This window comes from Aeromonas sp. FDAARGOS 1411 (genome assembly GCF_019047125.1).
GTDB lineage: Bacteria > Pseudomonadota > Gammaproteobacteria > Enterobacterales > Aeromonadaceae > Aeromonas > Aeromonas veronii.
Genome location: NZ_CP077214.1, coordinates 1408561 through 1421047, shown reverse-complemented (window position 1 = coordinate 1421047; position 12487 = coordinate 1408561). Strand labels below are relative to the sequence as shown.

The following is a 12487-nucleotide window of genomic DNA, read 5'->3' as shown; positions in this document are numbered from 1 at the left end:
CCGGTAAACTGGCACAAAGGTAGTGGGAATTTCTGTATTTTTGGTTATTTGCAAAATTTCTCACAGTTTAAGCCGTGATCTGCACCTTGTTTTTAACATCTCGTTAGCACCTTTCCTCGCCTTCCCTTATCCAAGCCATTACACTTCGCAACAACTCTGCACCAGCGGGTAACCAGGGTGGTTGCCTCTGCGTCGGTGGTTAATGTCGTCCGATAAGGAATATAAAAATGGCATTGAAAGACGCCCCTACCTCAGTTCTGCTCGAAAACGTTCTCAGTCTGATCCATCAGAAGTTGCCCAAAAACAGTGCCTCTCTGGTCGAGCGCTTCGTTGCCAAGTTCTACGGCAACATGGCGAGCTCCGACCTGCACGATCGCAATGACAGCGATCTCTATGGCGCGGCCCTGAGCCTGTGGAATGCCCTCAATCAGCGCAGCGGTACCGATCCCTACATCCGGGTCTACAATCCCGAGCTGACACGTCACGGCTGGCAATCGCCCCATACCATCGTCGAGGTGATCCTGCAGGACTCGCCCTTCCTGGTGGACTCCATCCGGATGGCGCTCAAGCGACTCAATATCACCGCCCACATGATGCTGCACCAACCGCTGCACCTCATTCGTGGTGAGGATGGAAAGATTGATGCCATTCTGGAGCTCGACAACACCGACGGGCAGACCTCGGTTGAAACGGCCTTCCTTATCGAGATCGATCACCTCACCAGCGAGGAGCAGATGGCCGCGCTGGCTGCCGAGCTCAACTCGGTGGCTGGTGAAGTGGCGCTGGCAGTCGGCGACTGGCAGCCCATGCTGGCCAAGCTCAATGAGATCATCGACGAACTGCCCAAGCGCAAGCACCCGGTCAGCAAGGAGGAGGTGGCCTCCTGCGTTGCTTTCCTCAAATGGGTGGCTGCCCACAACTTTACCCTGATGGGCTATCGCCGTTACGACGTCAAGGCGGTGGAGGGGGATCACGAGATCCTGCCGCAGGCGAGCTCCAGCCTGGGGCTGATGAAGAACTCCATCAAGGAGGTGGGTCAGCGCCTTGGCAACATGCCGGCCAGCGCCCGTCACGCTGCTCTGAGTTCTGACCTGCTGATCCTCACCAAATCCAACAGCAAGTCCCGGGTGCACCGTCCGGCTTATGTGGATTACATCGGCATCAAGCGCTTCGACGAGCATGGCAAGGTGATCGGGGAAGATCGCTTCATCGGCCTCTATGCATCTTCCATCTACAACACCAGCGCGACCCAGATCCCGCTCATCAGCCATCGTCTCGAGCGCATCATGGCCGCCTCCGGTCACGAGAAGGGCTCCCACGCCTACAAGGCGCTGCTCAATGTATTGGAAACCTATCCCCGTGACGAACTGATCCAGGCTCGTGAAGAGGAGCTGTTGGCCACCGGTCTTGGGGTGCTGGAGATGCAGGAGCGTGACATGCTGCGGCTATTCGTGCGCCGGGATGTCTATGGTCGTTTCTTCTCTTGCATGGTCTATGTCACCAAGGAACGCTACAACACAGCGCTGCGTATCAAGACCCAGCAAATTTTGCAGAAATATTTTGGCAGCAATGAAGAGGTGGAGTTCAACGTCTACTTCACCGAAGGCGTGCTGGCGCGGACCCACTACATAGTGCGGGTCAACAACAACAACGTGGATGTGGATGTGAACGAAGTACAGAACAACCTGATTGAAGCGGCCCGCAGCTGGGACGACAGACTCGACTCCGTGCTGCTTTCCCATTATGGCGAGGCCCGTGGTAACGAGTTGCGCCGCCGTTTCAGCACTGCATTCCCTCGCGCTTACAAAGAAGATGTGCTGCCTGGCTCGGCCGTGGCCGATATCATGGCGCTCGATAACCTGAGCGAAGCCGAGCCGCTGGGCATGCTGTTCTACCGCGCGCAGGAGGAGGAGAATGACCGTCGGGTACGGCTCAAGCTGTTCCATCGCACCGAGCCCATTCACCTCTCCGATGTGCTGCCGATGCTGGAGAACATGGGGCTGCGGGTGATCGGCGAGACCCCGTATCAGGTACGCACTCCGGGCGGTGATCTGTTCTGGATCCTCGACTTCTCCATGCTGCTGCATGGCGAGCAGCCCTTTGATCTGGCCCAGAGTCAGCAGCGCTTCCAGCAGGCGTTTGCCGCCATCTGGAACAAGCAGCTGGAAGATGATGGCTTCAACCGGCTGGTATTGGGGGCGGGTCTCACCGGCCGTCAGGTCTCGGTGCTGCGCGCCTATGCCAAATACATGCGCCAGACTGGCGTCTCCTTCAGCCAGTCCTATATCGAAGAGACCCTGACCCGTTACCCTGATATCGCCCAACTGCTGTTTACCCTGTTCGAGCAGCGCCTGGACCCGGCCGGCAAGCAGGATGCCAAAGCAGAAGCCAAGTTGCACGAGGAGCTTGCCACCAAGCTGGATCAGGTGGCCAACCTGGACGACGATCGCATCATTCGCCGCTATGTGGAGATGATCGATGCCACCCTGCGCACCAACTACTACCAGCTGGACAAGGCGGGCAACATCAAGCCCTACATCTCCTTCAAACTGGCCCCCTCCAGCATTACCGACATGCCGCTGCCGCTGCCGAAATTCGAGATCTTCGTCTATTCGCCACGGGTGGAAGGGGTGCATCTGCGCTGGGGCAAGGTTGCCCGTGGCGGCCTGCGCTGGTCCGATCGCAAGGAGGACTTCCGCACCGAAGTACTGGGTCTGGTGAAAGCCCAGCAGGTGAAGAACACCGTCATTGTGCCGGTGGGGGCCAAGGGCGGCTTCTACTGCAAACAGATGCCGGTGGGGGCGCCCCGTGCCATCATCCAGGAGGAGGGCAAGGCCTGTTATCGCCTGTTTATTCGCGGCCTGCTCGATGTGACAGACAACATCATCGGCGGCGAGGTGATCCCGCCCAAATCCGTGGTACGCCACGATGAGGATGACTACTACCTGGTGGTCGCCGCCGACAAGGGCACGGCGACCTTCTCCGATATCGCCAACGAAATAAGCCTCGAATACGGCCACTGGCTCGGCGATGCGTTCGCCTCCGGCGGCTCGGTCGGTTACGACCACAAGAAGATGGGCATCACCGCCCGTGGTGCCTGGGAGTCGGTCAAGCGGCATTTTCGTGAAATTGGCGTCAACTGCCAGACCACCGACTTCACTTGCGTGGGGATTGGGGACATGGCCGGCGACGTGTTCGGCAACGGCATGTTGCTCTCCGAGCACACCCGGCTGGTGGGCGCGTTCAACCACATGCACATCTTCGTCGACCCCACTCCGGATGCGGCCAAGAGTTTTGTCGAGCGCCAGCGCCTGTTCGATCTGCCGGGCTCCAGCTGGGATGACTACAACCGCGAGCTGATATCACAAGGGGGCGGCATCTTCTTGCGCTCGGCCAAGTCCATCAAGCTGAGCCCTGAGATCCAGACCCTGCTCGGTACCGACAAGGCCAGCATGGCCCCGAACGAGCTGATCAAGGCGCTGCTTTGCCTCAATGTCGATCTGCTGTGGAACGGCGGCATCGGCACCTACGTGAAGAGCGCTCGCGAGAGCGATGGGGAAGTGGGCGATCGCAGCAATGACGCACTGCGAGTCAATGGTCGCGATCTGCGGGCCCGTATCGTAGGAGAAGGGGGCAACCTCGGCTTTACCCAGCTCGGCCGGGTGGAGTACGCCAGTCAGGGCGGTCGCATCAATACCGATTTTACCGACAACGTGGGCGGGGTGGATTGCTCCGACAACGAGGTGAACATCAAGATTCTGCTCAACCAATTGGTGACGGCAGGGGATCTGACCCTCAAGCAACGTAACCAGATGCTCTACGAGATGACCGACGACGTGGCGCAGATCGTGATCACCAACGCCTATCGCCAGTCCCAGTCCATCTCGGTCACCAGCTTCCGCGGTTCTGAACAACTTAAAGAGCAGCAGCGCTTTATTCAGGGGCTGGAGCGGGAAGGCAAGCTCGATCGTACGCTCGAGTTCCTGCCATCCGATGAGGAGCTTTCCGAGCGGATGGCGGCAGGGCAGGGACTGACCCGCCCCGAACTGGCGGTGCTGGTGGCTTACGGCAAGATGGTGCTGAAAGAGCAGCTCAACTGCCCGGAAGTGACCGACGAGCCCTTCCTCGCCAACATGCTGGTCACCAGCTTCCCGGCCAAAGTACAGCAGCAGTTTGGTGCCCAGCTGGCCGATCACCCGCTACGCGGCGAGATCATCGCTACCCGTGTGGCCAACATGTTGGTCAATGACATGGGGCTCAACTTCGCCAGCCGGATGAAGGACGAGACCGGTGCCTCGGTCGCCGAAGTGGCCTGCTGCTTTGCCATGGCCCGCGAAGTGTTTGGTATGAACCAGCTGTGGCGTGATATCGAAGGGTGCGACAACCTGGTGGATGCCCAGACTCAGCTCGAGCTGATGTTCTACAGCCGCCGCATTGTGCGCCGCGCCACCCGCTGGTTCCTGCGCGCCCGCAATCGCAGCTGGAGCATCAGCGAGAACATCGCCTTCTTCCGTCCGGCGTTCGAGACCTTAGGGAAGCACCTTTACGAGGTAATGGATGAGAGCGAAGTAGCCGAGCATCGTCAGGCTGTTGCCAAGTGGATGGAGAAACAGGTGCCGGAGGCCATTGCCCGTCAGGTCGCCCATATGAGCAGCCTCTTCTCCAGCCTGGATCTGGCGCAGATTGCCGCGGAGCACAAGACCGATATCCTGCGCGCCGCCAATGTCTACTATCGCCTCGGAGCCAAACTGGATCTGCACTGGTTCCTCGACCAGATCAACCATCAGCCGGTCGGCAACCACTGGCAGGCGATGGCGCGAGCCTCCTTCCGCGAAGATCTTGACTGGCAGCAACGCAGTCTCACTTCTGTGGTACTGGAAGGGTGCAAAGATCAGGGAGAATGCGCTACCATACTGGCCGACTGGATTTCGGAGCATGAGCAACTCTTGTCCCGTTGGACCCACATGTTGGCCGACTTCAAGACCACCAGTACTCACGAGTTCGCCAAGTTCTCGGTGGCCTTGCGAGAGTTGAACCTGCTCCAGTTGAATTGTCGGGCACTTTAATTGCCAGATTAAGGCATGACACCGACATTACACCCAAAGCCCCGGCCAGTTGCCGGGGCTTTCTTTAAGGAGCAAAGATGTTGTACCCCATCGCCAGGCATTTCCTGTTCAAACTCAATCCGGAACAGGCTCACGATCTCTCCATGAAATATTTGCCCCGCCTTCTCGGTACGCCACTCGATTGTTTCTTCCGCCAGAATTTGCCGAAACGCCCCGTCACTGTCATGGGGCTTTCTTTTGCCAATCCGGTGGGATTGGCGGCCGGTCTGGATAAAGATGGTGAGTGCATTGACGCGCTGGGCGCCATGGGATTTGGTTTTATCGAAGTCGGTACCGTCACCCCCAGACCCCAAAGCGGCAATGACAAGCCGCGCCTGTTCCGGGTTATTCCGGCAGAGGGGATCATCAACCGGATGGGATTCAACAACAAGGGGGTGGATCATCTGGTGGCCAAGGTAAAAGAGGCCAAATATCAGGGAGTCATCGGCATTAATATCGGCAAGAACAAAGACACTCCCATCGAACAGGGCAAGGATGATTACCTGATCTGCATGGACAAGGTTTATGATCATGCCGGTTATATTGCCGTCAATATCTCTTCCCCCAACACCCCGGGTTTGCGTTCGCTGCAATATGGCGAGGCGCTGGATGAATTGCTGGCCGCCCTCAAGGTGCGGCAGCAAGAGCTGGCCGCTCAATATAAAAAGTATGTGCCGCTGGCGGTTAAAATTGCCCCGGATTTAAGCCTTGAAGAAATAGATCAGGTGGCTGCTTCGCTGGTACGGAATGGTATTGATGGGGTTATCGCCACCAATACCACCCTCGAGCGCGAGATGATTTATGACATGCCCCACGCCGGTGAAGCGGGTGGCCTGAGTGGTCGTCCGCTGCAGCACAAGAGTACCGAGGTGATCCGTCATCTGGCCAAGGCGCTCAATGGTGCTCTGCCAATTATCGGTGTGGGTGGTATTGATAGTGCCATGGCCGCTCGTGAAAAATTGGCCGCCGGTGCCAGTCTGGTACAAATTTATAGCGGCTTTATTTATAAAGGGCCGGGGTTGGTCAAAGAGATTGTGACCAATATTTAAGAAATAGATGGCGGAGCCCTTTATTTGACGTTGCTGATTTCCTGCATATGGAATAAAGTCAACTGGTAATTATCAAGTAAGGGCTCCAACATGTTTATCCAACCGACCGATAGCTGGCAATGGCACTATGATGCCCAGAGTGACCGTCTGATGTTGGACCTGTCTGATAACATGTTATTTGCGACCGAGTATAAAGGGCGACAATTGGTGCCCAGCTCGTTTACGACCCAACCTTTTTGTGTCGATGATGCCGCCCTCTATTATCAGTTGATGGATAAAGCAGCCGAACTTGAGTGGAGTATTCCCCATCAGGTTCAGTTGGTGCTTAATGCGATCGCGGTAAGTCGCTTTTATAAACCCCTGATGCCGCAAAGCTGGTTTTTTAGTGAACAGCATCCGCAAGTGATCCCGCAAAACGGTGATCTGGTCCTGATGAATACACCTCATGGTAACGGCGAATTTATGGTCATTGAGGCAGGGGATCAGGCCAGCGTCTGTTTGAACCTCACAGCCGATCTGGTATTGACCACCAGTAAAACCTTGCCGCGTTTCGGGGTGATCAAGGTGATGAATAACCGGATGAAACCGCGTATTACCGTGACCGAGCAATATCGTCAGGTCAGTTGATATATATTCATCAATCTTTTTATCTCTGTGATTACACCGCTGCCTGTTTTAACTGTGGACACCTCAATCGCGCCTCGTTTCTGATCCTTCATTGATCCGCGAACATCTTGCCCATTCTCATTGATCTTCATGGTTGTAATTCAGCCTATCTTGAGGCTTGTTACATCCACTTGCACCTTGTGTTCTGACCCACGCAGTATCTTGGTCTTCCGTGCTATAAGCATGGTGTCTCATTCTTGTTTCGTTCTGCTTGCGTAGTGCTTCCACCTCGCTATCAACACATCACTCACTGCTGCGATTTTCTTCATACGACATTTGATGCTTGAAACGAGAGCTATTCTCACTTACATTTTGTTATAACATAACAAAATGGAGTTGCCATGAAGCCTCATATTCATCCGGATTATCGTTTGGTGCTGTTCCATGACACGGCGGCAGATGCCTTTTTCCTGATCGGTTCAACCATCAAGAGCGATCGCCGCTATACGTGGCAAGACGGGAAGGAGTATCCCTACGTATCGCTCGATGTTTCCAGCCAGTCGCACTCGTTCTATACCGGCAAGCAGAAGCAGGTATCGAGCGAGGGGAGTGTGGCCCGTTTCAACAAGCGCTTTGGCGCATTTTCAAGCAAGAAGGAGTCCTGAATGCAGGTCGTCTGTTCACTCAAATCCGCAAGGGCGCGTCATCCCGATTGTCAGTTGGTGCGTCGTCGGGGCAAATTGTTCGTGATTTGCAAAAGCAATCCCCGTTTCAAGGCTCGTATGAAGTGATCCGCTAAATGATGTCTGGCCCCATGATCTCCCCATCGGGTAGTCATGGGGTCTTTTACCTTTATTCGCCACCTATCAATCTGTTTCCATCCTGCTGTTTGCGCCGACTTTTGCATGCTCCAGCCCGCCTAATGAGGTATAATGCGGCACTATTTTTATGGGTTCCCCGTGAGCGTGATGAAAGAATTTTTTGCAACCTGCCCCAAGGGGCTGGAAAACCTGTTGGCCGATGAGCTGACCAATCTTGGCGCAGAGCAGGTCCGTGAGACCGTGGCTGGCGTCCACTTCAAAGGCGAACTGGCGATTGGCTACAAGGCCTGCCTGTGGAGCCGTTTTGCCTCCCGTATCGTGCTGGTGCTATCCGAATTCCAGATGAACGACGATCTGGATCTCTATCTGGGCGCCCACACCATCCCCTGGGAAGAGCACTTCTCCGGTACCTCTACCATCGCGGTGGACTTTACCGGTACCAACCCTGCCATTCGCAATACCCAATATGGCGCGCTGAAAATCAAGGATGCCATCGTCGACCGCTTCACCAAGCGCGGTCACGTGCGTCCGGACGTGGACAAAAAGGCGCCGGATATTCGCATCATGGCGCACCTGGGCAAAGGCAAGGCCAATATCACGCTGGACTTGTCAGGCCCGGCGCTGCACCAGCGTTTCTATCGTCAGGGCACGGGTGAAGCACCACTCAAAGAGAACCTGGCCTGCGCCATGATTGCCCGTAGCGGCTGGGCCGGTGAGCCCATGATGGACCCGATGTGTGGCTCCGGTACCTTGCTGATTGAAGCGGCCTTTATCGCCGCCGACATGGCGCCTGCGCTGCGCCGCGAGCGCTTCGGTTTCGATCGCTGGCTGCAGCACGATAGCGAGCTGTGGCAGAGCCTGATGATGGAAGCGCAAGTGCGTGCCAAACGCGGCATGCAACGTTGCGAAGTGAAGCTGTTTGGCTGTGATGCCGACCAGCGCGTGCTGCTCAAAGCTCGCGACAATGCCAAAGCGGCCGGTGTGGTCCATCTCATCACCTTCAAGCAGGCCGATGTCACCAAGCTGGAAAACCCGCTGCCGATGCCTGCCCCTGTTGAAGGGGAAGAAGGTCAAGGGGAGGCCCGCCAGGTCGGTATGCTGCTCTCCAACCCGCCTTATGGCGAGCGTCTTGGCGAGTTCCCGGCCCTGCTGGAAGTGCATCAGGCCCTCGGCGATGCCCTGCGTCGCAGCTTCCAGGGTTGGAAAGTCTCCATTCTTTCTGCATCGCCCGAGCTGCTTAGCTGTCTGCGCCTGCGCGCCGACAAACAATATCGCCTGTTCAACGGCGCCCTCGAGTGTCAGCTGCGCAATTATCAAATCGCACTGGACTCTGTGGCTTCCCAGAAAGAGGTCGCGCAGGACTTTGCCAACCGTCTGCGCAAGAATCTGAAAACCCTCGAGAAATGGGCCAATAAAGAGGGCATCGATTGCTATCGCATCTACGATGCCGACTTGCCGGAATACAACGCCGCCATCGACCGCTATCAGGACTATCTGGTGGTGCAGGAATATGCCGCGCCCAAGGACATCCCCGCCCAGAAGACCCGTCAGCGTCTGCTCGACATGGTTCAGGCCGCCATCAAGGTGACTGGCATGGATGGCGAGAAGGTGATCCTGAAGGTGCGCGAGCGTCAAGAAGGTAAACAGCAGTATCAGAAGCTCTCCGAAGAGCAGCACCGGATGGAAGTGCAGGAGTACGGCGCCCGGCTGTGGGTCAACCTCTACGACTATCTGGATACCGGCCTGTTCCTCGACCACCGTCAGACTCGCCGCATGCTGGGCCAGATGGCCAAGGGCAAGCGCTTCCTGAACCTGTTTGCCTACACCGGTAGTGCCACCGTGCACGCAGGTCTTGGCGGTGCCAGCGAGACCACCACAGTGGACATGTCCCACACCTACCTGAACTGGGCACAGGACAATATGCGTCTCAACTCGCTGGTGGGCCGTCAGCACAAGTTTGTCCAAGCAGATTGCCTGAAGTGGTTGTCTGAAGCCGATGATAAGTACGACCTCATCTTCATCGATCCGCCCACCTTCTCCAACTCCAAGCGGATGGACGAGAGCTTCGACGTACAGCGCGATCACCTGTTGCTGATGCAGCACCTGAAGCGCCTGCTGGCGGCGGACGGCACTCTGGTCTTCTCCAACAACAAGCGTCACTTCAAGATGGATCTGGCCGGTCTCGAGGCCACTGGTCTCAAGGCCCAGAACATCACCCAGAAGACGCGACCGAAGGATTTCGAGCGCAACCAGCACATCCACAACTGCTGGATCATCACCCATGCACCGGAGCAAGGCGAGGCGTGATGCTGACCCTGTTTCATACCGACGGTTGCCACCTGTGCGAGCTGGCCTGGGCGCTGGTGGAGGAGGCAGGTCTTGCCGCCGCCACCCGCCAGTGCGACATCATGGATGATGAGCAGTGGCTTGCCGCCTATCGGGTGCGCATTCCGGTGCTGCGTGACGAAGCAGGCCGCGAGCTCGGTTGGCCCTTCACGCTGGCCGAGCTCAAAAGCTGGGCCGCCCGTCAGGGGTGAGAGTGATTTGACGATAAAACGGGGGCAGACCCAGTCTGCTGCCCGTTTTTTTCATATGAAATAAGGAACACACATGGCTCTTTTAACATTGCACGGCGCATGTCTGTCGTTCAGTGATTTCCCGCTGCTCGACAATGCCGAATTGACCATCGAGCGGGGCGAGCGCCTCTGTCTGGTTGGCCGCAACGGGGCGGGCAAGTCCACCCTGATGAAGGTCATTGCCAGCGAATTGCCGCTGGACGACGGGCGTCTGGTGCTGCAGCAAGATTTGAAAGTGACCCGCCTTGAGCAGGATCCGCCTGCTTCCAGCGAGCTGACGGTGTTTGACTATGCCGCCGAAGGGCTGGCGGGGGTGGGGGAGCTGCTCAAGCAGTACCACCACATCTCCATGGAGCTGGCGAGCGATCCGTCAGACGCCAACATTCGCAAGATGAGCGAGTTGCAAGAGCAGCTCGATTATCAGAACGGCTGGCAGTTCGAGACCCGCATTAGTCAGGTGTTGACCCTGCTGGGGCTGGATCCTGACGTGACCCTCGACAGCCTCTCCGGCGGCTGGCTGCGCAAAGTGGCGCTGGCCCGTGCGCTGGCTTGCGATCCCGACTTGTTGCTGCTCGATGAGCCGACCAACCACCTGGATATCGAAGCCATCAACTGGCTGGAAGATTTCCTCAAGGATTTTCGCGGCGCCATCGTGTTTATCTCCCACGACCGGGAGTTCATCCACAAGCTGGCAACCCGGATCATCGATCTGGATCGCGGCGCCATCACCTCTTGGCCGGGCAACTACGACGAATACCTGCAGGGGAAAGAGGAGTGGCTGCGGGTCGAAGAGCTGAAAAATGCCGAATTCGACCGCAAGCTGGCCCAGGAAGAGGTGTGGGTGCGTCAGGGTATCAAGGCTCGCCGTACCCGTAACGAAGGCCGGGTGCGTGCACTTGAGGCGATGCGGATGGAGCGCTCCCAGCGTCGCGAGTTGCAGGGCAAGGCCAAGCTGCAACTGGACGAGGTCAATCGCTCCGGCAAGCTGGTGTTCGAGACCGAAGGGCTGGGGCTGGACTTTGGCGATCGCACCCTGTTCAACGGGCTCGATCTGCAAGTGCTGCGTGGCGACAAGATTGCGCTGGTCGGCCCCAATGGCTGCGGCAAATCGACCCTGATCAAGTTGTTGCTGGGGCAGCTTGAGCCGACCCGTGGCACCGTCAAGGGGGGCACCAATCTGGAGGTGGCCTACTTCGATCAGTACCGCGAGCAGCTCGATCCCGAGCAGACCGTGGTGGACAACGTCGGGGAGGGCAAGCAGGAGGTGATGGTGCGTGGCCGCTCCCGTCATATCCTCGGTTACCTGCAGGACTTCCTGTTCGAGCCCAAGCGTGCCCGTACGCCGGTCAAGGCGCTCTCCGGTGGCGAGAAGAACCGGCTGCTGCTGGCCAAGTTGTTCCTCAAGCCGAGCAACCTGCTGATCCTCGATGAACCGACCAACGACCTCGACGTCGAGACTCTGGAGCTGCTGGAAGAGCTGCTTTCCGACTACCCCGGCACCCTGTTGCTGGTCAGTCACGATCGTCGCTTCATCGACAACACAGTGACCGGCTGCTGGCTGTTTGAAGGGGATGGCCGCATCAGCGATTACGTGGGTGGTTACGCCGACATGATGGCGACCCGCGAACAGCAGAATGCCCAGCAACAGGCCAAGAGTGCACCGGTCAAGGCGCCCGAGCCGGTCGTTGCCGCCGCGCCAGAAGCGCCGAAGAAAAGCAAGAAGCTCTCCTACAAGCTGCAGCTTGAACTGGAAGGGTTACCTGCTCGTCTTGAGCAGCTGGAAGCCGAGCTGGATGCGCTGCAAAGCGAGATCAACCAGCCAGGGTTCTTCTCGCTGCCGGCAGATAAAACCCAGCCGAAACTGGATGCGCTCAATGCCGCTGAAGCCGCGCTGGAGCAGGCATTTGCTCGCTGGGAAGAGCTGGAAGGACTCAAAAATCAGGAGTAAGTTCCCTGTAATTAAAACTTAATCCAGTTCAGTGCCTTGTGTCACATAGCCCGGTTAGTGTGGAAGTTTTTGTTTGACCGAGTGCGTTCGCAGGAGTAAAGATGAAAGCGACCGATGCAGAATTGGTCGCTTTTTTTTTCCACGAAGAGGGTCGTAGATGATGAAGAGACAGAAGCGGGACCGTCTGGAAAGAGCTCGTGCTCGTGGTTATCAGGCTGGCGTGGTCGGCAAACAGAAAGAAGCGTGTCCGTATCAATGCCTGGATGCCCGAGGGCATTGGCTTGGTGGTTGGCGTGACGCCATGGAAGGGCGGGGCTCAGGCCTCTTCATGAAGTAGCAGCTACTTCATCACTCATTACAAAAGGAAAGGGGCCGTTGTGGC

Annotated in this window: 9 protein-coding genes; all 9 read left to right on the top strand. The window is 57.2% G+C overall.

Annotation, left to right across the window (positions count from 1 at the left end):
- Positions 1-227 precede the first annotated feature (227 nt).
- Positions 228-5066: an NAD-glutamate dehydrogenase gene (locus tag I6L41_RS06280; protein WP_216962756.1), complete on the top strand. Its 4839-nt coding sequence runs from the start codon at positions 228-230 to the stop codon at positions 5064-5066.
- Between the two features lie 77 nt (positions 5067-5143).
- Positions 5144-6154 carry a quinone-dependent dihydroorotate dehydrogenase gene (gene pyrD, locus I6L41_RS06275; RefSeq protein ID WP_005336601.1) on the top strand — a complete coding sequence of 337 codons (1011 nt, stop codon included), beginning with the start codon at positions 5144-5146 and terminating at the stop codon, positions 6152-6154.
- Between the two features lie 90 nt (positions 6155-6244).
- Positions 6245-6781: a cell division protein ZapC gene (locus tag I6L41_RS06270; RefSeq protein ID WP_005336600.1), complete on the top strand. Its 537-nt coding sequence runs from the start codon at positions 6245-6247 to the stop codon at positions 6779-6781.
- Positions 6782-7161: 380 nt separating this feature from the next.
- Positions 7162-7425: a type B 50S ribosomal protein L31 gene (locus I6L41_RS06265; protein ID WP_058058151.1), complete on the top strand. Its 264-nt coding sequence runs from the start codon at positions 7162-7164 to the stop codon at positions 7423-7425.
- Positions 7426-7551, top strand: a complete 126-nt coding sequence (ykgO, locus tag I6L41_RS06260) for a type B 50S ribosomal protein L36 (protein WP_005336596.1) — start codon at positions 7426-7428, stop codon at positions 7549-7551.
- A gap of 141 nt (positions 7552-7692) precedes the next feature.
- On the top strand, positions 7693-9888 hold the full coding sequence (gene rlmKL, locus I6L41_RS06255) for a bifunctional 23S rRNA (guanine(2069)-N(7))-methyltransferase RlmK/23S rRNA (guanine(2445)-N(2))-methyltransferase RlmL (protein ID WP_216962754.1): 2196 nt from the start codon (positions 7693-7695) through the stop codon (positions 9886-9888).
- Positions 9888-10118 (top strand): glutaredoxin family protein, encoded by a 231-nt coding sequence (locus I6L41_RS06250; RefSeq protein WP_204383172.1) that lies wholly within the window; start codon positions 9888-9890, stop codon positions 10116-10118. Before rlmKL ends, I6L41_RS06250 begins: the two co-directional genes overlap by 1 nt.
- Before the next feature lie 73 nt (positions 10119-10191).
- The gene (locus I6L41_RS06245; protein WP_216962751.1) at positions 10192-12105 is read left to right on the top strand and encodes an ABC transporter ATP-binding protein; all 1914 of its coding nucleotides are present in this window, start codon (positions 10192-10194) and stop codon (positions 12103-12105) included.
- A 160-nt stretch (positions 12106-12265) separates the two neighbouring features.
- Positions 12266-12442, top strand: a complete 177-nt coding sequence (gene rmf, locus I6L41_RS06240; protein ID WP_010674759.1) for a ribosome modulation factor — start codon at positions 12266-12268, stop codon at positions 12440-12442.
- Positions 12443-12487: the final 45 nt, after the last annotated feature.

Excerpts from the sequence above, each read along its gene's own strand:
- I6L41_RS06280 (WP_216962756.1), top strand. The coding sequence starts at position 228 with ATGGCATTGAAAGACGCCCCTACCTCAGTTCTGCTCGAAAACGTTCTC.
- pyrD (WP_005336601.1), top strand. The coding sequence starts at position 5,144 with ATGTTGTACCCCATCGCCAGGCATTTCCTGTTCAAACTCAATCCGGAA.
- I6L41_RS06270 (WP_005336600.1), top strand. The coding sequence starts at position 6,245 with ATGTTTATCCAACCGACCGATAGCTGGCAATGGCACTATGATGCCCAG.
- I6L41_RS06265 (WP_058058151.1), top strand. The coding sequence starts at position 7,162 with ATGAAGCCTCATATTCATCCGGATTATCGTTTGGTGCTGTTCCATGAC.
- ykgO (WP_005336596.1), top strand. The coding sequence starts at position 7,426 with ATGCAGGTCGTCTGTTCACTCAAATCCGCAAGGGCGCGTCATCCCGAT.
- rlmKL (WP_216962754.1), top strand. The coding sequence starts at position 7,693 with ATGCGGCACTATTTTTATGGGTTCCCCGTGAGCGTGATGAAAGAATTT.
- I6L41_RS06250 (WP_204383172.1), top strand. The coding sequence starts at position 9,888 with ATGCTGACCCTGTTTCATACCGACGGTTGCCACCTGTGCGAGCTGGCC.
- I6L41_RS06245 (WP_216962751.1), top strand. The coding sequence starts at position 10,192 with ATGGCTCTTTTAACATTGCACGGCGCATGTCTGTCGTTCAGTGATTTC.
- rmf (WP_010674759.1), top strand. The coding sequence starts at position 12,266 with ATGAAGAGACAGAAGCGGGACCGTCTGGAAAGAGCTCGTGCTCGTGGT.